Origin of the sequence: Pseudomonas azerbaijanoccidentalis, from assembly GCF_019145495.1 — a bacterium.
Classification (GTDB): domain Bacteria; phylum Pseudomonadota; class Gammaproteobacteria; order Pseudomonadales; family Pseudomonadaceae; genus Aquipseudomonas; species Aquipseudomonas azerbaijanoccidentalis.
Genome location: NZ_JAHSTU010000003.1, coordinates 391,130 through 414,063 on the forward strand (window position 1 = coordinate 391,130; position 22,934 = coordinate 414,063).

The following is a 22,934-nucleotide window of genomic DNA, read 5'->3' on the forward strand; positions in this document are numbered from 1 at the left end:
CAGGTTTTTTCATCGTTCAATTTTCCGCGTTTCACCTCCCTTCTGATAGTTGTTCTCATTCGCTAATTTTTCCGGCCTGCATTCGTTTTATAGGGACGACGTGCCTTTGTGCTTCCCGCCACTGATCCGGATACCCAGAAATGAATGCTGAAGACTCCTTGAAACTTGCTCGCCGGTTTATCGGGTTGCCCCTGGAAAAGCGCCAGATGTTCCTTGCGGCCTTGCACAAGGAGGGCGTTGATTTCGCCCGTTTCCCCATTCCTGCCGGCGTCGAGGCCGAGGACCGCCAGGCGCTGTCGTACGCCCAGCAACGCATGTGGTTTCTGTGGCAACTGGACCCGCAAAGCGGCGCGTATAACCTGCCCGGTGCGGTGCGCCTGACCGGTCGTCTGAATCTGCCTGCGCTGGAGCAAGCCTTCGCCAGCCTGGTGGCGCGTCATGAAACCCTGCGCACCGTGTTTGCGCCGCAACCGGATGACACCCTGCTGCAAGTTCCAGCCACGGCGCCGCTGGTGATTGATCAAGTCGATTTCTGTGCCTTGCCGCCCACCGAGCGGGAGCAGGCCGTGGCGCATGCCGCCGAGCAACAATCGCTGTTGCCGTTCGATCTGGGCACCGGGCCGCTGCTGCGTGTGACCTTGCTCAAGCTCGCCGAGCAGGAGCACGTGCTGCTGCTGACTCTGCACCACATCGTGTCCGATGGCTGGTCGATGAACGTGCTGATCGACGAGTTCATCCGCTGCTACGACGCCTTCGATGCCGGCACGCAACCGCAACTTGCGCCTTTGCCGATCCAGTACGGCGACTACGCGTTGTGGCAGCGCCGCTGGCTGGAGGCGGGCGAGCAGGCGCGTCAACTTGAATACTGGCAAGCGCAATTGGGTGACGAACACCCGGTGCTGGAACTGCCGCTCGATCATCCGCGCCCGGCGATGCCGAGCTATCGCGGCACGCGCTACGAATTCGCTGTCGACGGGCAACTGGCCGAGCAACTGCGCGCCACGGCCCAGAAACACAACATCACCTTGTTCATGCTGTTGCTCGGTGCGTTCAACGTGCTGCTGCACCGTTACACCGGGCAGAACGACATCCGCGTCGGCGTGCCGATCGCCAACCGCAACCGCGCGGAGATCGAAGGCCTGATCGGTTTCTTCGTCAACACCCAAGTGCTGCGCACGCAACTGGACGGTCAGACCCGTGTCGACGACTTCCTGCGTCGCATCAAGGAAACGGCGCTCGGCGCGCAGGCCCATCAGGACCTGCCGTTCGAGCGCCTCGTCGAAGCGCTGAAACTGGAACGCAGCCTCAGTCACACGCCGCTATTCCAGGTGATGTACAACCACCAGCCGCAGGTCGCGGACATTTCCACGGTGACCACGGCGTCCGGCCTGGCGCTGGGCATGATCGAGTGGCAAGGGCGCACCACGCAGTTCGACCTGACCCTCGATACTTATGAGAAGGGCGGCAAACTGCACGCCGCGCTGACTTACGCCAACGACCTGTTCGACGCCGCGACCATCGCGCGCATGGCGCAGCACTGGACGCGTTTGCTGCAAGGCATGGTCAGCGATTCACAGCAGCGCATCGGTGATTTGCCGATGCTGGAGCACGCCGAGTATCAGCGCATCGTGCATGACTGGAACCGCGCCGATGAACGCTTCGCTGAAGATTTGTGCGTTCATGAATTGATCAGCCAGCAAGTGGCTGCGAGCCCTGATGCATTGGCCGTGACCTTCGCGGATACGCAACTGACTTACAGCGAACTCGATCAGCAAGCCAACCGCCTGGCGCACAAACTGATCGAACTCGGTGTCGGCCCGGAAGTGCGGGTCGGCGTGGCCCTGCAGCGGTCCGAGCAACTGCTGGTGGCTTTGCTCGCCGTGCTCAAGGCCGGTGGCGCCTACGTGCCGCTCGACCCGGATTACCCAGCCGAGCGCGTTGCCTACATGCTCGAAGACAGCCGCGCTTTAGTGCTGATCACGCAGCAGGCCGTCGCCGAATCGTTGAATGTGAGCGCAGACACTCAAGTCCTGTTGATGGACGATATCCCGTCGCTGGCCGCTTTCCCGCAAAGTGCGCCGATCAGCCGCGTCACGCCCGACAACCTGGCCTACGTGATCTACACCTCCGGTTCCACCGGCAAGCCCAAAGGCGTGGCCATCGCCCATCGCAACGTGCTGGCGCTGATCGACTGGTCCAAATCGGTTTACAGCCGCGACGACATTCAAGGCGTGCTGGCCTCCACGTCGGTGTGCTTCGACCTGTCGGTGTGGGAGCTGTTCGTCACGCTGGCCAACGGCGGTTCGCTGATCATCGCCCGCAACGCCCTGGAATTGCCGCAACTGCCGGCGCGGGATCAGTTGCGGCTGATCAACACCGTGCCATCGGCGATCAACGCGTTGCAACGCGACGGGCAGATCCCGCCGAGCGTGCGCATCATCAATCTGGCCGGTGAACCACTCAAACAGAGCCTGGTTGACGCGCTGTATCAGCAAGCGACCGTCGAGCACGTCTACGACTTGTACGGCCCGTCAGAAGACACCACCTATTCGACCTGGACCCGGCGTGAAGCCGATGGCCACGCCAACATTGGTCGCCCGCTCAAGCACACCGCCAGCTATCTGCTCGATGCCGACCTGCAACCGGTGCCGCAAGGCGTGTCCGCCGAGCTGTACCTCAGCGGTGCGGGCATCACTCGTGGCTATCTCGCAAAGCCGAGCCTGACTGCTGAAAAATACGTGCCGAACCCGTTTTCCAGCACCGGCGAGCGCCTGTACCGCACCGGCGACCTGACCCGTTATCAAGCCGACGGCACCCTGCAATACGTCGGCCGCATCGACCATCAGGTCAAGGTGCGTGGCTTCCGTATCGAACTCGGTGAAATCGAAGCGCGGCTGTTGCAGCAGGACGCGGTGCGCGAACTGGCGGTGCTGGCCCAGGACGGCGCCAATGGTCAGCAACTGGTGGCGTACATTGTGCCGAGCGACTCGGCGCTGGTGGTCGATGCCGAGGCGCAAGCGACCCTGCGCGAGTCGCTGAAAGCCGCGCTGCGTCAGCATCTGCCGGACTACATGGTCCCGGCGTTCCTGCTGTTCCTAGACCATTTGCCGCTGACGCCGAACGGCAAACTCGACCGCAAGGCCTTGCCAGCGATTGATGGATCGACCCAACAGCGCGAACACGTCGCGCCGCGCAGCGAACTGGAAAAAGCCCTCGCCGCCATCTGGCAAGAGGTGCTGGCCATCGACAGCGTCGGCCTGGAAGACAATTTCTTCGAACTGGGCGGCGATTCCATCGTTTCGATGCAAGTGGTCAGCCGTGCGCGGCAATCCGGGATTGTGCTCAGCCCCAAGGACCTGTTCCAGCACCAGACCATCCGCAGCCTCGCCCAAGCGGCGCGCACTGGCGGGCAATCGCAGATCGATCAAGGTCCGGCGGCGGGCGCAGTGGCGTTGGCGCCGGTGCAGCAATGGTTCTTCGAACAGGCGATTCCCGAGCGTCAGCACTGGAACCAGTCGCTGCTGCTGGTGCCGCGCGAGGCGCTGAACGTCGAGGCGCTGGAGCGTGCACTGGAGCAATTGCTGACCCAGCACGATAGCCTGCGCCTGCGTTATGCACAGGCAGAAAACACCTGGCAGCAAACCTACGCCGCGCCGACTACGGAGTCGGTGTTGTGGCGGCGTCAGGCGCAATCGGTCGAGCAGCTCAATACCTTGTGCGATGAAGCCCAGCGCAGCCTCGATTTGCAAAACGGTCCGTTGTTGCGTGCCCTGTGGGTCGCGATGGCTGACGGCACCGAACGTTTGCTGTTGGTGATCCATCACCTGGCGGTGGACGGTGTTTCCTGGCGCGTGTTGTTGGAAGATTTGCAGCACTTCTACAACGGCGGCACGGCGCAGGCGAAAAGCAGCACTTATCAGCGTTGGGTCGCGCGCTTGCAGGAGCATTTGCCAGCCTTCGAACACAGCCTCGGCCATTGGAAAACTGAACTGCAAGACGCGCCCACCGACCTGCCATGCGAGCGCCCGAACGGTGCGCTGGAAAACCGATTTGAAGAAAAGCTCGAACTCAAACTCGACACCGAACAAACCCGCCGGCTGCTGCAACAAGCCCCGGCGGCGTATCGCACCCAGGTCAACGACCTGCTGCTGACCGCACTGGCCCGAGCCGTTTGCCGCTGGAGCGGGCAGGGCAGCACGCTGATCCAGCTCGAAGGCCATGGCCGCGAAGACCTGTTCGACGGCATCGACCTGACCCGCACCGTCGGCTGGTTCACCAGCCTGTTCCCGGTCAATCTGAAACCCGCTGTCGACTTCGGCGCATCGATCAAGTCGATCAAGGAGCAACTGCGCAACGTCCCGGACAAAGGACTGGGCTACGGCGCGCTGCGCTACTTCGGCGCGCCTGAGGTACGCGCTGAACTGGCGTCGCTGCCGCAACCGCGCATTACCTTCAACTATCTGGGGCAGTTCGACCGTCAGTTCGATGAGGGCGCGTTGTTCACGCCGTCCACCGAAGGCAATGGTGTGGCGCAGGACCCAACGGCGCCGCTCGGCAACTGGCTGGTGGTCGAAGGTCAGGTTTACGGCGGTGAGTTGTCCCTGAGCTGGGGTTTCAGCCGCGAGATGTTCGACACCGCGACCATCCAGCGTCTGGCCGACGAGTATGCGCATGAGTTGAACGCGCTGATCGATCACTGCTGTGCGCTTGAACTGGCGCAAGCCACGCCGTCGGACTTCCCGCTGGCGCAGATCAGTCAGGTGCAACTCGATGGATTGCCGCTTTCCGTCTCGACGCTGGAAGACTTGTATCCGCTGTCTCCGATGCAGCAGGGCATGCTGTTCCACACCCTGTACGAGCCGCAAGTCGGCGCCTACATCAGTCAGTTGCGCCTGGACATTGGCGGCCTCGACACCAAGCGTTTCACCCGCTCCTGGCAGGCGGCGGTCGAGCGTCACGACATCCTGCGCAGCAGCTTTCACTGGCAGGGTCTCGACGTTGCGCATCAGGCGATTGCCCGTCAGGTGACGCTGCCGCTGCAAGTGCTTGAAGCGACCGACACTGACGCGCTGGCCGATGCCGAACGTGCCCAAGGTTTCGAGCTGGGCACGACACCGCTGTTCCGCTTGAAACTGGTGCGTACCGGCACCGACGCCTGGCACCTGATCTACACCAGTCATCACATCCTGATGGACGGCTGGAGCAACGCGCAGTTGCTCGCCGAAGTGATCCAGCACTACGCCGCCGGACAGTCGCTGCCGGCTCCAATGGGCCAATTCCGCGATTACCTCGGCTGGTTGCAGCAGCAATCGGCCGACGCTGGTGAGCAGTTCTGGAAAGCCGCACTGGCACCGCTGCAAGCACCGACGATGCTGGCCGAGGCCCTGCGCCCACCGGTCGATGCCCAAGGCAGCGAGGAACTTCGCGTGGTGCTCGACAACCGCGCGACCCAGCGTCTGGGCGAGTTCGCCCGTCAGCAGAAAGTCACCCTCAACACCGTGCTGCAAGCGGCGTGGAGCCTGTTGCTGCAACGCTACACCGGCCAGGATTGCGTGGTGTTCGGCGCCACCGTGGCCGGGCGTTCGGCACCGTTGCCGGGGATCGAAGAACAACTGGGGCTGTTCATCAACACGCTGCCGCTGGTGTGTTCGATGAAACCGGATCAGACCATCAGCCAGTGGCTAGGCGAGTTGCAAGGCCTGAACCTGGCGATGCGCGAGTTTGAACACGTGCCGCTCTACGACATTCAGGGTTGGGCGGGGCAACAGGGCTCGGCGCTGTTCGACAATTTGCTGGTGTTCGAAAACTTCCCCGTCGCCGAGGCGCTGAAGCAAGGCGCGCCGGCCGGGTTGTCGTTCGGCAACCTGCACAATCATGAGCGCACTCACTATCCGCTGACGCTTGGCGTCGAGTTGGGCGAGGCGCTGAGTTTCGATTTCAGCTACGACGCGGCGCGTTTCAGTGCTGCTCAGGTGGCTCAACTGTCGGCCAATCTTCAGCACCTGCTGACGCAATTGGTCGCCGCGCCGAACGCTGCATTGGGTGCACTGGAACTGCTCGATGGCGAAGGCAAAAACGCGCTGCTCGCGATCAGCCAACCGGCGCCGGTTGAGTTATCCACAGGCCTTCTGGTTCACGAGAGCATCGCCGCTCAAGCCGCTGCCACCCCGAATGCGCTGGCGTTGCAGGTTGATGGTCAGCGCCGGAGCTATGGTGAACTGAATGCCCAGGCCAACCGCTTGGCGCATCGCTTGATCGACAACGGCGCCGGTCCTGGCAAACGTGTTGGCCTGGCGCTGCGTCGTGGCCCGCAACTGATCGTCAGCCTGCTCGCGGTGCTGAAAAGCGGCGCGGCCTATGTGCCGCTGGACCCGAAATACCCGAGCGAGCGACTGGCCTACATGATCGAGGACAGCCGTCTCGACGTGTTGCTGTGCGAGTCCGGTTTGCTGGAAGATTTGCCGCTGCCGGTGCATGTGCGCCTGCTGAGCCTCGACGAAGCCGCAGGCTACCCGGACAGCGATCCAAAAAACCACGCCGTGGCAGAAGACCTGGCTTACATCATCTACACCTCCGGCTCCACCGGTCAGCCCAAAGGCGTGGCGATCGACCATGGCGCGCTGCGTGAATTCTGCCAAAGCGCCGCCGATTATTCGGTGCTGTCGGCCGCCGACCGCGTGTTGCAATTCGCGACCTTTAGCTTCGACGGTTTCGTCGAGCAATGCTACCCGGCGCTGTGCGTTGGCGCGGCGTTGATCATGCGCGGCGATGACCTGTGGGACGCCGGTCGACTGGCTGCACAAATCATTGAGCAAGGCGTGACCGTGGCTGACTTGCCCGCCGCCTACTGGTTCCTGCTGGCCCGCGAATGCGCCAGCGGTGTGGTGCGCAACCTTGGCGATTTGCGTCAGGTGCACGTTGGCGGCGAAGCCATGTCGGTGGAAGGTCTGCGCCTGTGGCATCAGGCCGGTTTGGGTCACGTGCGTTTGCTCAACACCTACGGGCCGACCGAAGCGACCGTGGTGTCCAGCGTGCATGAATGCCGGTTGGACGATGCCAGCGATGCGTTCGGCATCCCGATTGGTCGTGCCATCGCCGGTCGTGCGTTGTATGTGCTGGATGCGGCCGGTCAGTTGCTGCCGGCCGATGGTGTCGGCGAGTTGTGCATCGGCGCACCGGCTTGCCTGGCGCAAAGCTATTTCGACCGCCCGGCGCTGACCGCCGAACGTTTCCTGCCGGACCCGTTTGCCCGCGCACCCGGTGCGCGTCTGTACCGCAGCGGCGACCTGGCGCGCTACAACGCCCACGGCGATCTGGAATACGTCGGGCGCATCGATCATCAGGTGAAAATTCGCGGCTTCCGCATCGAAATGGGCGAGATCGAAGCCTGCCTGCAAGCTCGGGACGAGGTGCGCGAAGCGGCAGTCATCGCCCAGGACGGCACGCAACTGGTGGCGTACGTCGTCGCCAGCGGCGTGGTGAATTCCGAGGCTGACTACGTTGAAGCCCTCAAGGCCGTTATGCGCAAAGCGCTGCCGGAATACATGGTGCCGAGCCATCTGATCCTGCTGGCGAAATTGCCGCTCAACAACAACGGCAAACTCGACCGCAAGGCCTTGCCGCGGGCTGAAGCCGGCGCTGCACAGCGCGCTTTCGTTGCCCCGATTGAAGGGCTGGAAGCGCAACTGGCGCAGATCTGGCAGAGCGTATTGCAGGTTGAGCACGTCGGTCGCGACGACAATTTCTTCGAGTTGGGCGGCCATTCGTTGCTGGTACTGCAAGTGATTTCCCGGGTTCGCCAGCAGTTGAACATCGAACTGTCAGTGAGCAGCCTGTTCTCTGCCTCGAACCTGGCGCAATTCGCCGAGCGTGCGGCGCTTGCCGAGGTCAGCGCTCAGCCGCAACTGCAACGTGCGGCGGACGATCAACCGCGAATTTTGTCCTATGCCCAACAGCGCCAGTGGATTCTCTGGCAACTGGACCCGCAGAGCAGCGCCTACAACATTCCCGCCGCGCTGCGCCTGAAAGGCGCTCTGAACCGCCAGGCCCTGCGCCAAGCCTTCCTGCAATTGCAGGCTCGTCACGAAACCCTGCGCACGACCTTCGAACAAGACGGTCAGCAAGCACGTCCGTTAGTGCACGCCGAACTGGCGTTGCAGTTGAGCGAGGGACCAGTCGCCGAGTCGTCGATCAACGATGCCGTGGCCGAAGCAATCGCCCAACCGTTCGACCTGCGCAACGGTCCGCTGTGGCGCGCATTGCTGCTGCAAGTCAGCGCCGAGGAACATGTGCTGGTCCTGACCGTGCACCACATCGCCGCCGATGGCTGGTCGATGCAAGTGATGGTTGATGAGTTCAGCGCCTTGTATCAGGCCGCTGCCGAAGGCCGCGCGGCCAGCCTCAACAACTTGCCGGTGGCTTACAGCGACTACGCCCGCTGGCAGCGCGACTGGCTGGAGGCGGGTGAGGGCGCCCGGCAACTGGCGTGGTGGCGCGAGCAACTGGACGGTAGCCAGGCTCCGCTGGAACTGCCGAGTGAACTGACCCGTCCGGCGCGCCGCAGCGAGCGTGGCGCCAACCTGACGCTGAACGTTGATCGCGAACTGCTGGCCGGTTTGCGTGCATGTGCACAGCAACAGCAAGTGACCCTGTTCATGCTGTTGCTGGCGAGTTTCCAGACCTTGCTGCACCGTCAGAGCGGGCAGTCGGGCATCAGTGTCGGCGTGCCGAGCGCCGGGCGTTCGCGGCTGGAAACCGAAGGCCTGATCGGCTTCTTCATCAACACCCAAGTGCTGCGTGCTGAGATCGATGGGCAACAGCCATTCAGCACCTTGTTGCAACAGGTCAAGCAAACCGCGTTGACCGCGCAGGCCCACCAGGACTTGCCGTTCGAGCAACTGGTCGATGCCTTGCAACCGGACCGCAGCCTCAATCACAGCCCGTTGTTCCAGGTGCTCTACAACCACCAGCAGCAAATGGGCGCGAGCGTTGAGCGTGTCGTTGCCGGGTTGCGGGTCGAGCGCCTGCACTGGCAGCAGCACACCGCACAATTCGATCTGGTGCTTGATACCCAGGAGCAGGGCGACGAACTGGATGCCAGCCTGAGCTACGCCACCGATCTGTACGACGAAGCGTCGATGCAGCGCTTGGCCGAACAATGGCTGAACCTGTTGCGCGCGGTGGTGGCCGATCCTCAACAGCGCGTCGCCGAACTGCCGTTGCTTCAAGCATCGCAATCGGCGGGGTTGGTCCAGCACTGGAATCCGGCATTCCAAACCCAAGCGCCGTCACCCACCTTGCATCAACTGTTCGAAGCTCAAGCCGCGCAACGACCGCACGCGATTGCGCTGGTGTATGAAGGCGAGCACCAGACCTACGCCGCGCTCAACGCCCAGGCCAACCGACTGGCGCGCAAACTGCGCGAGCAGGGTGTCGGGCCGGAAGTGCGCGTGGGCATCGCCACCGAGCGGGCGCTGCCGCTGGTGGTCGGTTTGCTGGCGATTCTCAAGGCCGGTGGCGCCTACGTGCCGCTGGACCCGCAATACCCCGCCGAGCGTTTGAGCTACATGATCGACGACAGCGGCATCGCGTTGTTGTTGACCCAATCGCACTTGATCGACGGTTTGCCGGCCCGCGATGACGTGCAGGTGCTGGACCTGACGTCGCTGCAACTGGAGGCCTACAGCACCGACAATTTGCTGCCGCTGGCGACGCCGGACAATCTCGCTTACGTGATCTACACCTCCGGTTCCACCGGTCGGCCAAAAGGCGCGCTGCTCAGCCACGGCAACGTTGGTCGCTTGCTGACGGCCACCGCTGCCGAGTTCAACTTTGGTGCGGACGATGTCTGGACCCTGTTCCATTCCTACGCCTTCGATTTCTCGGTGTGGGAACTGTTCGGTTCGCTGTGCACCGGCGGGCGCTTGGTGATCGTGCCGTATTACATCAGCCGCGAGCCGCAGGAATTCCACCGTTTGCTCTGCGATGAAGGCGTGACGGTGTTGAACCAGACCCCGACCGCGTTCCGTCAACTGTTGCCGATTGCCTGCGCCAGCCCACGCAATCTGGCGCTGCGTCAGGTGATCTTCGGTGGCGAAGCATTGGAAGTCGCCAGCCTGCGTCCTTGGTTCGAACGCTTCGGCGATCAACAGCCAACGCTGGTGAACATGTACGGCATCACCGAAACCACCGTGCACGTGACCTACCGCGCCATTCGCCTGGCCGACCTCGACGGCAAGGCGCAGAGCCCGATTGGCCTGCCGATCCGCGACCTGCGCTGGTACTTGCTCGACAGCCAGTTGCAACCGGTGCCGGTGGGCGTGGCAGGCGAGTTGTACATCGCCGGTGCGGGTTTGGCGCGGGGTTATCACGGGCGTTTCGGCTTGACCGCCGAGCGTTTTGTGCCGAACCCCTTTGACGCCGCGCAACGCCTCTATCGCAGTGGCGACCTGGCGCGTCAGCGCGCCGACGGCAGCATCGATTACCTCGGACGCATCGACCAGCAAGTGAAGATTCGAGGCTTCCGCATCGAACTGGGCGAGATCGAAGCCGCGCTGCTGGCGCAACCGGGTGTGCGTCAGGCGGTGTTGAGCGTGCATACCGGTGACGCTGGGCCGCAGCTCTGCGCCTACGTCGTCGCTGAACAAACCCCGCATGACCCGATCGCTTGGCGCGACAACCTGCGCGCCGCGCTCAAGGTTGATCTGCCGGACTACATGGTGCCTAGCCACTGGCTGCTGCTCGATGACCTGCCGCTGACCAGCAACGGCAAGCTCGACCGCAAGGCCTTGCCGCTGCCGGATGCTGAAGACTGGCAACGACCGTTCGAAGCCCCCGAAGGCCAACTCGAACAGCAACTCGCGGCGATCTGGGCCGACGTGCTGGGCGTGGCGCAGATCGGTCGGCGCGACAACTTCTTTGAATTGGGCGGGCACTCGTTGCTCGCCGCCCAGGCCAGTGCCCGCGTGGAGCTGGAACTGGGCATCGAGCTGCCGCTGCGCGCGCTGTTTGAAAGCAACGACCTTCAGGCTTACGCCGCCATGGCCGGGCAACAAGCCCCGACTGACAACGATGCACGTCTGGATGCGCTTGAGTCGCTTCTCGACGAGATGGAGATCAACTGATGGAACACACCACCGCCATGCGTATCGCCACGCGCTTCGCCGGCCTGTCCGCCGACAAGCGCCGCGAGTTTCTGACCAAGATGCAAGAGCAGGGTGTGAGTTTCGGCCAACTGCCGATTCCGGCCGCTGCCGAGCCGCAAGCGACGTTTGAATTGTCCTACGCGCAGCAGCGCCAATGGTTCCTCTGGCAGCTCGATCCACAGAGTTCGGCCTACAACATTCCCGCCGCCCTGCGCCTCCACGGCCCACTGAACGTCGCGGCCCTGCAACAGAGTTTTGATGTGCTGCTGGAGCGGCACCAGAGCCTGCGCAGCCGTTTTGTCGAGGACGACGGCCAGGTGATGCAAACGCTGGCGGCGTTCACTTCGCTGTCCATCGAACAGCACGATTTACGCGAAGAACCGGCGGCACTGCGCTTCGAATGCGCAATGAAACAGGTCGAGCAGGACATCGCCCGACCATTCGATTTGCAGCATGGCCCGCTGCTGCGCGTCAGCCTGTTGCAAATGGATGCTGAGGATCATGTGCTGGTGCTGACCCTGCACCACATCGTCACCGATGGCTGGTCGATGGGCGTATTGGTCGAAGAGTTTTCCCGATTGTATGCCGCGCATTGCCAAGGGCAGGGCGCAGAGTTGGCAGCGCTGCCGATCCAGTATTCGGACTACGCCGCGTGGCAACGTCGCTGGATGGAGGCGGGTGAGCTGGAACGTCAACTGAACTGGTGGCGTGAGAAGCTTGGCAGCGAACAGCCGTTGCTGGAATTGCCGACGGATCGTCCACGCCCGGCACAACCAAGCCAGCGCGGTGCACGTCTGGATTTCGCCGTCGACGCTGATCTGGCCAGCGGTTTGATGACCCTGGCCAAACAGCACGGCGTGACGCCGTTCATGCTGTTGCTCGCCAGTTTCCAGGCTTTGCTCTATCGCTACAGCGGCCAGGCTGATCTGCGCATCGGCGTGCCGATCGGCAACCGCAACCGCGCGGAAACTCGTGGCCTGATCGGTTTTTTCGTCAACACTCAGGTGATGCGTGCCGAGGTCGACGGGCGCCTGCCATTCAGCCAGTTGCTGCAGCAAACCCGCGCCGCTTCGCTGGATGCCCAGGATTATCAGGACCTGCCGTTCGAGCGGCTGGTGCAGGCGCTGCAAGGCGAGCGCAGCCTCAGCCACAGCCCGTTGTTTCAGGTGATGTTCAATCACCAGCAAGCCCGGCCGGCAGCGGTCAGCGGTTTGCTGGCGGGGTTGCGGGTCGAGGCGCTGAACGCCACGGCCCAGACCACACAGTTCGACCTGCAACTCGATACCCAGGAGGAGGGCGACCAACTGTTCGCCAGCCTGACCTACGCCACCGACCTGTTCGACGCCGAGCGCATCGAAACACTGGCCCGGCATTGGCGCAACCTGCTCGCCGGCGTGCTGGCCAACCCGCAAACCCCACTGGCCGAACTGCCGCTGCTGGATTCCGACGAGCGCCTGCGCATCCTCGATGATCTCAACGACACGGCTCAGGTCTATCCGGGTGAAGTCTGCGTGCAGCGGCATTTCGAAGCGCGGGTGCTTGAAAACCCTGAAGCAACGGCGCTGGTGTTTCAGGGCCAGTCCTTGAGCTACGCCGAGCTGAACCTGCGCGCCAATCGTCTGGCCCATCACTTGCGTGCGAAGGGCGTCGGCCCGGAAGTGATCGTCGGGATCGCCTGCGACCGTTCGTTCGAAATGGTCGTCGGCCTGCTGGCGATCCTCAAGGCGGGTGGCGCCTACGTGCCGCTGGACCCGGAATACCCGCTCGATCGCCTGAGCTACATGATCGAGGACAGCGGCATTTCCCTGCTGCTAACCCAGCCACATCTGCTGGCGCAACTGCCGACGCCGGACAACGTGCGTGCCCTGTGCCTGCACGCCGATGCCGATTGGCTGAGCGACCTGCCGGGCAGCGATCTGCCCAATGTTGCCGTGGCAGAAAACCTCGCCTACATGATCTACACCTCCGGTTCGACCGGTAAGCCTAAAGGCGCGGGCAACCGCCATGTGGCGTTGCACAACCGCATCGAGTGGATGCAGGAAGCCTACAACCTGCAGCCGTCGGACCGCGTGCTGCAAAAGACGCCGTTCAGTTTCGACGTGTCGGTGTGGGAGTTTTTCTGGCCGCTGATGAAAGGCGCGACGCTGGTGATCGCCGCACCGGGCGAGCATCGCGATCCACAACGCCTCGCCGCGCTGATCGTCGAGCAAGCGATCACCACGCTGCACTTCGTGCCGTCGATGCTCTCAGCCTTCGTCGGAGCTGACGAAGCGCTGGCCTGCTCCTCGCTGACCCGGATCATTTGCAGCGGTGAAGCGCTGCCGATGGAACTGCAACGCCAGACCCTGCGCAGTTTGCCGCAAGCCAATCTGTACAACCTTTACGGCCCGACCGAAGCGGCCATCGACGTGACCCACTGGACCTGTGTGGAAGAGGGCCGCGACAGCGTGCCGATTGGCCGTCCGATCGCCAACCTGCGCACCTGCATCCTCGACAGCGAGCTGCAACCGTTGCCGCTGGGCGCGGTGGGTGAGTTGTACCTCGGTGGCGTCGGCCTGGCCCGTGGTTATCACCGACGTGGCGCGCTGACGGCCGAGCGTTTTGTGGTCGACCCGTTCGGCAGCGGCGAGCGCCTGTACCGCACCGGCGACCTGGCGCGTTATCGTGCCGATGGCGCCATCGATTACTGCGGACGCATCGACCATCAAGTGAAAATTCGCGGCTTGCGCATCGAGCTCGGGGAAATCGAAGCGCGACTGCAAGAACATGCCGACGTGCAGGAGGCCGTAGTCCTGGCCCTCGACGGCCCGAGTGGCAAGCAACTGGTGGCGTACATCGTGCCGCAGGACCGCGCTTTGGTCGGCGCCGATGCCGACCAGCAAGGCGCGTGGCGCGAAACCCTGAAAAGCCATTTGCTCGGCAGCCTGCCGGATTACATGGTGCCGGCGCAGACCGTGTTGATCGAACAAATGCCGCTGAGCCCCAACGGCAAGCTGGATCGCAAACGCCTGCCGGCGCCGACCGCGCCGGTCAGCCAGCGCGCATTCGAAGCACCGCGCAGCAGCCATGAGCAGGTGCTGGCGCAGATCTGGCAGGACGTGTTGGGCGTGGAGCAGGTCGGGCGTCAGGACAATTTCTTTGAACTGGGCGGCGACTCGATCATCTCGATCCAGGTGGTCAGCCGCGCGCGCCGTGCCGGCCTGAGCCTGCAACCGCGCGACCTGTTCCAGCAGCAAACCCTGCAAGCCCTGGCCGCTGTGGTCAAGGAGCAAGCGGCAACGCTGGCGCCACAAGGTCCGGTGGACGGCGTGCAAAAACTCACGCCGATTCAGCGCTGGTTCTTCGAAGAGCCGATCCCGCAACGCGCTCACTGGAACCAGGCGGTGTTGCTGACGCCGCGCGAACCCCTTGAACTGCCGCGTCTGCAAAGCGCCTTGCAACGTGTGCTCAAGCAGCACGATGCGCTGCGTCTGCGTTTCAGCCAGGTCGACGGCCAATGGTCGGCGCGTTATGTCGGTGCCGACAGCGCCGACGTCATCGACATGCTCTGGACCGCCCGCGTGGCCAGCGAAGCTTCGCTGGAATCGGTGTGCGACGAAGCCCAGCGCAGCCTCAGCCTGCAAGACGGGCCGCTGTTGCGCGTGGCACTGATCGCCCAGGCCGATGGTACGCAGCGCTTGTTGCTGGTGATCCACCACTTGGCGGTGGACGGTGTTTCGTGGCGCGTGCTGCTGGAAGATTTGCAGGCCGCTTATCAAGGTGAAGAACTGCCGCCGAAGACCAGCGCTTTCCAGGCGTGGGCGGACAAGCTCGACGCTTACGCACGCTCTGAAATTGCCGCCGATGAACTGAACTGGTGGCAAACGCAACTCGCCGGAGCCAGCGACACACTGCCGGCGGCCAACCCGCAAGCCAGCCAAGCCGGGCATTTGCGCCAAGGCGTGAGCATCGGTCTGGATCGCGATCAGACCCGCCAGTTGTTGCAACAAGCCCCAGCGATCTACCGCACACAGGTCAACGACCTGCTGCTGACCGCACTGGCCCGTACACTCAGTCGCTGGACCGGTGAAGCATCGGCGCTGATCCAGCTCGAAGGTCATGGCCGCGAAGAGCTGTTCGATGACATCGACCTGACCCGCACCGTCGGCTGGTTCTCCAGCCTGTTCCCGGTGCGCCTGACACCGAGCGCCGAGCTCGGCGCTTCGATCAAGGCCATCAAGCAACAACTGCGCGACATCCCCGGCAAAGGCTTGGGCTATGGCCTGCTGCGCTACATGGGTGATGCCTCGGCGCAAGCCGCATTGGCGGCGTTGCCGCAGGCGCGGGTGACCTTCAACTACCTGGGGCAGTTTGACCAGAGCTTTGCCGAGGACGCACTGTTCACGCCCGCCAGGGAATCCAGCGGTGCCGCGCAATCCGCCGATGCGCCATTGCCTAACTGGCTGTCGGTGGACGGTCAGGTCTATGGCGGTGAGCTGAAACTCGACTGGACCTTCAGTCGCGACTGCTTCGAGCTGCGCGAGATTGAAGCCCTGGCCATCGATTTCCGAGCTGAGCTGTTGGCGCTGATCGACCATTGCCTGAGCGACGGTGCGGGTGGCGTGACCCCGACCGACTTCCCGCTGGCGCGCCTGAGCCAGGCGCAACTTGATGGTCTGCCGGTGCCACCGGCGCAGATCGAAGATGTGTACCCGCTGTCGCCGATGCAGGCCGGGTTGCTGTTCCACAGCCTCTACGAATCGGCGTCTGGCGCTTATGTGAACCAGCTCAGCGTCGAGGCCCGTGGTCTCGATGCCGAGCGTTTGGGCCGGGCGTGGCAAGCGGTGCTCGACAGCCACGCGATCCTGCGCAGCAGCTTCCACTTCCCGCAAGGTTTCGAAGCGCCGGTGCAACTGGTGCACCGTCATCTGCAATTGCCGCTGACTTGCCTTGACTGGCGTGGTCGCGACAATCAGGCCGACGCGCTAGCACAGCTGATCGACAGCGAACGCCTGCATCTCGATTCCACCAAAGCGCCGCTGATGCGCCTGACACTGGTGCGCCTGGACGACGAGCGTCAGCAACTGATCTACACCCACCATCACCTGTTGCTCGACGGCTGGAGTAACTCGCTGCTGCTGAGCGAAGTCTTGCAGCGCTATGCCGGGCAAGAGGTGCAGGCGCCCACCGGGCGTTTCGCCGATTACATCGGCTGGCTGCAACGTCAGGATGCCGAGGCCGACGAAGCGTTCTGGCGCGGGCAACTGGCGACACTGGACAACCCGACGCTGCTGGCCCAGAGCCTCGCACAGGGCGACAGCAAAAAACGCTCGGACGCGGCGTTTGCCGACCATCGCCAGACGTTCGACGTCGCCACCAGCAAACGCTTCAGCGACTTTGCCCGCCAGCAGAAAGTCACCCTCAACACCTTGGTGCAAGGTGCGTGGGCGCTGCTGTTGCAACGCTACAGTGGCCAACGCAGCGTGGCGTTCGGCGCCACCGTGGCCGGGCGTCCGGTGGATTTGCCGGGGGCGGAAAGCCAACTCGGTCTGTTCATCAACACCCTGCCGGTGATCAGCAGTCCGGATGCGGTGGAAAGCGTCGAGCAATGGCTGAGCCGTTTGCAGGCGCAGAACCTCGAACTGCGCGAACACGAATTCACCGCCCTCGGTGACATTCAGCGCTGGGCCGGGCGTGCCGGTGAGCCGCTGTTCGACAGCCTGCTGGTGTTCGAAAACTTCCCGGTGGCCGAAGCCTTGCAGCAGGGCGCGCCAGCCGGGTTGAGTTTCTCGATCCCGCAGAACCACGAACGCACCAACTTCCCGCTGACCCTGGCAGCCACTGCCGAAAGCCAATTGAGTTTGAACTGGAGCTACCAGTGCAGCCATTTCAGCAGCACGGCGATTGCGCGCATGAGCGAGCATCTGGCCGCACTGCTGGCGGCGATGGTCGCGGCGCCGAAGGCCGCTTTGAGTGAACTGGACCTGCTGACGGCACCGGAGCGCACCCAGCAATTGCTGACGTGGAACCCGCCGTTCACCGTCGCGGAAAACCCGTTGTGCGTGCATCAACTGATCGAAGCCCAGGCCGTTGCCCGACCTGACGCCACGGCGCTGATCTTCAATGACGTGGAGCTGAGCTTCGACGAACTCAACCGCCGTGCCAACCGCTTGGCCCATCACTTGCGCGGGCGCGGTATCGGCCCCGAAGTGCGGGTCGGCCTGGCGATGCAGCGTTCGCCGGAAATGATCGTCGGCCTGCTGGCGATCCTCAAGGCCGGTGGCGCCTACGTGCCGCTCGACCCGGCGTATCCGGCGGAGCGCTTGCGTTACCTGATGGACGACAGCGGGATTTCACTGCTGATCAGCCAATCCTGGCTGCGGGAAAAACTGCCTTTGCCGGAAGGCCTGGCGGTGCTGGAAATCGATCGCGAACCGTTGGAGTTCATGGCGGACAGCAACCCGGTCAACCTGACCTGCGGCGAAAACCTCGCGTACCTGATCTACACCTCGGGCTCGACCGGGCGGCCAAAAGGCGTGAGCGTGGCCCACGGTCCGTTGGCCATGCATTGCGTGTCGATCGGTGAGTTGTACGGCATGACCCCGGACGACCGCGAACTGCAATTTGCCTCGATCAGCTTCGACGGCGCCCATGAACGCTGGTTGACGCCGTTGGTGTTCGGTTCGGCGGTGATGCCGCGCGACGACGAGTTGTGGAGCGTTGAGCGCACCTGCGCCGAGATCGAAAAACACCGCATCACCATCGCCTGTTTCACCCCGACCTATCTGGCGCAGATCGCCGATTACATGGGTGAAGCCGGGCGCGATTTGCCGATCCGTTCCTACACGCCGTGCGGTGAAGGCATGGCCAAGCATGCGTTCGACGAGGTTCAGCAAGTCTTGCAACCCAAGCGTCTGATCAACGGCTACGGCCCGACCGAAACGGTGATCACGCCGCTGATCTGGCTGGCGTATCCGGATACCGAATTCGACTCGGCGTTCATGCCGATTGGCCGCCCGGTGGGCAATCGCAGCGCCTACATTCTGGACGGTGGCTTGCAGCCGTTGCCGGTGGGTGTGGCGGGTGAGTTGTACCTCGGCGGCGAGGGCGTTGCGCGGGGTTATCACCAGCGTCCGGACCTGACCGCCGAACGTTTCGTGCCGGACCCTTTCGTGCCGGGCGCGCGGCTGTACCGCAGCGGCGACCTCGCACGGTTCCGGGCCGATGGCGTGGTCGAATACCTCGGCCGCATCGACCAGCAAGTGAAGATTCGCGGTTTCCGCATCGAACTCGGCGAAATCGAAGCCTGCCTGATGGAGCACGAAGGCGTGCGTGAAGCGTTCGTCATCGACCGCGAAGGGCCGGTGAGCCGCCAGTTGGTCGGTTACGTGGTGCCGCGCGATCCGCTGGCCGACGAGCAGGAACTGCGTGACGCACTGACCACGCACCTGCGCAGCCGTCTGCCGGCACACATGTTACCAGCGCATTTGATGTGCCTGGCCGCGCTGCCGCTGACGCCGAACGGCAAGCTTGATCGTCAGGGCTTGCCGGCGCCTGAGGCCTCGCGTCAGAGTCTCGATCAAGTGGCCGCTGCGACGCCTGCCGAGGCGCTGTTGGTGGCGATCTGGCAGGAACTGCTGGGCCTGGATTCGCTGGGCGTCACCGAGAACTTCTTCGAGCTGGGCGGTGACTCGATCATCTCGCTACAAGCGGTGAGCCGTGCCGGACAGCGCGGGTTGGTGTTCAGTCCGAAGCAATTGTTCGAACAGCAGACCATTCGCGCACTCGCCGCTGTGGCGACCCGTCGTGAAACTACGTTGGTCGAAGCGCCGACCGTCGAGGCCTTCGCGCTGGTGCCGCACATCGATGTGTCCGCCCGAGAAGGGCTGCAAGACCTGTATCCGCTGTCGCCGATGCAGCAAGGCATGTTGTTCCATTGCCTCGATTCACCGGAGCTCAACCCGTACGTCAACCAGTTGAGCGTCGCGGTGGATGGCTTACAGGTGCCGCGTTTCCGTGCGGCGTGGCAGGCTTTGGTCGAGCGTCATGAGGTGCTGCGTGCGGCATTCCGCTGGCGCGATGGTCTGGCCGATCCGCTGCAAGCGGTGTTCGCCAGCGTTGATTTACCGATTGAAGAACTCGACTGGCGTGAGCGCAGTGACACCGAACAGGCACTGAGCGAACTGGCGGCAGCCGAGCAGGCCAAAGGTTTCGACCTGAGTTGCCCGCCGCTGATGCGCTTCATCCTGGTTCGCCTGGGTGAAGCGCGTTACCAGATGATCTGGATCTACCATCACCTGCTGCTGGACGGCTGGAGTGCGTCGCGTCTGCTGGGCGAGATGCTGCGCCTGTATCACCACGACAGCCTGCCGGCCCTGACCGGTCGCTACGCCGATTACATCGCCTGGCTGCAACGTCAGGACGATGCCCAAGCCGAGGGTTTCTGGCGCGAGCGCCTGGCGTTGCTGGAAGCCCCGACCATCCTGGCCAAGGCGTCCGGTGCCGCAGGCTCCGGCCACGGCGTGATGTACAGCGACCTCAATGCCGAGGCGACGCGCAAGTTGCACAGTTTCGCCAAACGTCAGCGCGTGACCCTCAACACGCTGGTGCAAGGCGCCTGGCTGTTGCTGTTGCAGCGCCATAGCGGACAGCGCAGCGTAGCCTTCGGCGCGACGGTGGCGGGGCGCCCGACCGGTCTGCCCGGTGCCCAGGAAATGCTCGGCCTGTTCATCAACACCTTACCGGTGATCCAGACCCTCGACCCGCAACAGCCGCTGGGCGAGTGGCTGCGCGAATTGCAGGATTACAACCTGGCCGTGCGCGACTACGAACACACACCGCTGTCCGACGTCCAGCGCTGGGCCGGGCAGGGTGGCCAAGGCCTGTTCGACAGCATCATCGTGTTTGAAAACCATCCGGTGGACCGTGCCTTGCGCGGTGGCGAGGAAGGCGAGCTGCGCTTTGCCGAGGTCGGCAGTGGCGGTGTCACCAACTTCCCGATGGATTTGATGGTCAGTGCCAACGACGAAGGCCTGGAGGTCGAATACCTGTACTTGCGAGATCGCTTCAGCGACGTCGAAGTGGAGCGCATTCGTGCCCAGCTGGAAGGGCTGCTGAGGGCCTTGCCTGAAGACGCCGACTGCCTGCTCGGTAACATCGGCTTGCCGGAAGCACGTTTGAGTCTGCCGCAAGCGTCTGCCGACAACACGGATTTGTTGCACGCGTTCAATCAGCACGTGCGCAATCAGCCGCAGAAAATCGCCTTGTTCTGCGAGGATCGAGAGGTCAGCTATGCCGATCTCGATGCACAGGCCAACGGCCTCGCGCAGCAACTGATCGCTCGCGGCATCGGTGCCGAAAGCATGGTGGCGGTGGCGTTGCCGCGTTCCGAGCGCACCATCGTGGCGTTCCTCGCGGTACTCAAGGCGGGCGCGGCCTATCTGCCGCTGGATCTTGCGTACCCGGCCGAACGACTGGCGTACATGCTCAGTGATTCGGCGGCGAGCCTGTTGATTTGTGACAGTGATCTGGGTGAACGCCTGACGTTGGCCGACAGCCCGCCGCGCTTGTTGTTGGATCAGTTGAGTATCGCTGTCAGCACCGAGTGCCCGGTTGTTGAGCCATTGCCAGGACACCTGGCGTACCTGATCTACACCTCCGGCTCCACCGGCCAACCGAAAGGCGTGGCCGTGGCGCGTGGACCGATTGCCCGGCATTGCCGGGGCATTATCGACCTCTATGAACTGGCACCGCGCAGCCGCGAACTGCACTTCATGTCGTTTGCCTTCGACGGTGCCCAGGAGCGCTGGTTGAGCGTGATGCTGGCCGGTGGCAGCCTGGTGATCCGCGAGGACAGCTTGTGGACCCCGGAACACACTCTGGAAGTGCTGCATCGTCACCACGTCACCGTCGCCTGCTTCCCGCCGGCGTATCTGCAACAGATGGCCGAAGTGGCCGAGCGTCTGGGCAATCCACCGGCGGTCGAGGTGTATTGCTTCGGTGGTGATGCGGTGCCGGACGCCAGTTTCGAACAGGTCAAGCGTGCCCTGCGTCCGCAGCGTCTGGTCAACGGTTATGGCCCGACCGAAACCGTGGTCACGCCGCTGCTGTGGCGTGCCGAGGCCAGCGAAACCTGCAATGCGGCTTATGCGCCGATTGGTCGTGGTGTGGCCGGGCGTGGGTTGTACGTGCTGGATGCCGATCTCAATCCGTTGCCGGTCGGTGTCAGCGGCGAGTTGTACCTGGGCGGCGAATGCCTGGCGCGGGGTTATCACCAGCGTCCGGGGATGAGCGCCGAGCGCTTCATTCCCGATCCGTTCGAGGCCGGTGGCCGCATGTACCGCACCGGTGATCTGGTGCGCCAGCGCGAATGCGGCTTGATCGACTACCTCGGCCGCCTCGATCAGCAAGTGAAGATCCGTGGTTTCCGTATCGAACTGGGCGAAATCGAAGCGCGCTTGCGTGAATGCGCAGGCGTGCAGGATGCCGCTGTGGTGGTGCACGACACGCCGACTGGCAAGCAGTTGGTCGGTTATGTGGTGGCCGCGGGTGCGACCGGGCTGGATCGTCGCTTGAAGTCTGAGTTGCAAGCGCAAATGCCGGACTACATGGTGCCGGCGCGCATCCTCGTGCTCGAGCGTTTCCCGCTGTCGGCCAACGGCAAGCTCGACCGCCGCGCTCTGCCGGAGCCGGAATGGGCACTCGGTGGATATCGCGCGCCGCGTAACGCACTGGAGACGGCATTGACCGCAATCTGGCAGGAAGTGCTCGGCGTGCCGCTAGTGGGCATCGACGATAACTTCTTCGAACTCGGTGGCGATTCGTTGCAGGTGCTCAAAGTGATCTCGCGAGTGCGCAGCCAGCCGCAACTGGGCTTTGAATTGAAGCTGCGCGACTTGATGCAGAAACCGTGTATCGCCGAACTCAGTGGCTATCAGGCTGCCGAGCCTGCGAAAGCGCCGGACCCGTTGTTGGCGCTCAATGGTCGGGTCACGAATGTGCCGGCGCTGTTCTGCCTGCACGCCGGTTTCGGCACGGTGTTCGACTACGAGCCGCTGGCCCGACGTCTGGAAGGCCGACGCACGGTGTACGGCCTGCAATGCCGCATGCTGCTCGACCCGCAATGGCAGGACGAATCGCTGGTGGCGATGGCTCAGGCCTATGCACAGCGGATTCGTGCGCAGCAGCCGCAAGGCCCGTATTACTTGCTCGGCTGGTCATTGGGGGGGGCGCTGACGCAGCTGGTTGTCCATGAACTGGAAAGCCAAGGTCAGACGGTTTCGTTTGCCGGACTGGTCGACAGTTACGTGGCGGGCACGGCGGAAGCGGGGGATTGGCGCGAAGATTTGGCCGACTTCCTTAAGTTTGTCCTCGGTCAACCGTCTGAAGAAGCAGAGACGCTGATTGCCTTGAAAACCGCTGGCCTGAACGAGCGTGAAGGTGCCGCCGCGGTAATCGAGGCGGCGATGCACGGGTCCAACCAAAACGCGGTGCTGGGTGCGAGCGAACTGACGCAGATCTTCGCCACGGGCTCGTCGCTCAAGCAACTGGCCCTGGCTCAACGGCAATTGCCGAAGGTGCAGGTGGCGGCCCATCGCTGGTGGGTGGCCGAGCGTGATGACGAGCGCCGGGTGTTCGAGGCGCAGGTTGGGCATCACGGGGTTGATCGCTTGTTGGCGGGCGGGCATTACGAGTTGCTGCGCGGTGATGAGTTGCTGGATGAGCTTGAAGTGTTGTTGGAGCGCAGCCCGGCGATCGCCTGATCCATTGTAGGAGCTGCCGCAGGCTGCGATCTTTTGACCTTGATTTTAT

General features: G+C 63.4%; 2 protein-coding genes. Both read left to right on the top strand.

Annotated features, from left to right (window positions below; genetic code table 11):
• Positions 1 to 140: 140 nt before the first annotated feature.
• Positions 141 to 11,123, top strand: a complete 10,983-nt coding sequence (locus KVG88_RS12665) for a non-ribosomal peptide synthetase (protein ID WP_217871609.1) — start codon at positions 141 to 143, stop codon at positions 11,121 to 11,123.
• Positions 11,123 to 22,885: a non-ribosomal peptide synthetase gene (locus KVG88_RS12670; RefSeq protein WP_217871610.1), complete on the top strand. Its 11,763-nt coding sequence runs from the start codon at positions 11,123 to 11,125 to the stop codon at positions 22,883 to 22,885. The genes KVG88_RS12665 and KVG88_RS12670 overlap by 1 nt, the downstream gene beginning before the upstream one ends.
• Positions 22,886 to 22,934 lie beyond the last annotated feature (49 nt).

Bases quoted from the DNA above. Each gene is read 5' to 3' on its own strand.
- KVG88_RS12665 (WP_217871609.1), top strand. From the start codon at position 141: ATGAATGCTGAAGACTCCTTGAAACTTGCTCGCCGGTTTATCGGGTTG.
- KVG88_RS12670 (WP_217871610.1), top strand. From the start codon at position 11,123: ATGGAACACACCACCGCCATGCGTATCGCCACGCGCTTCGCCGGCCTG.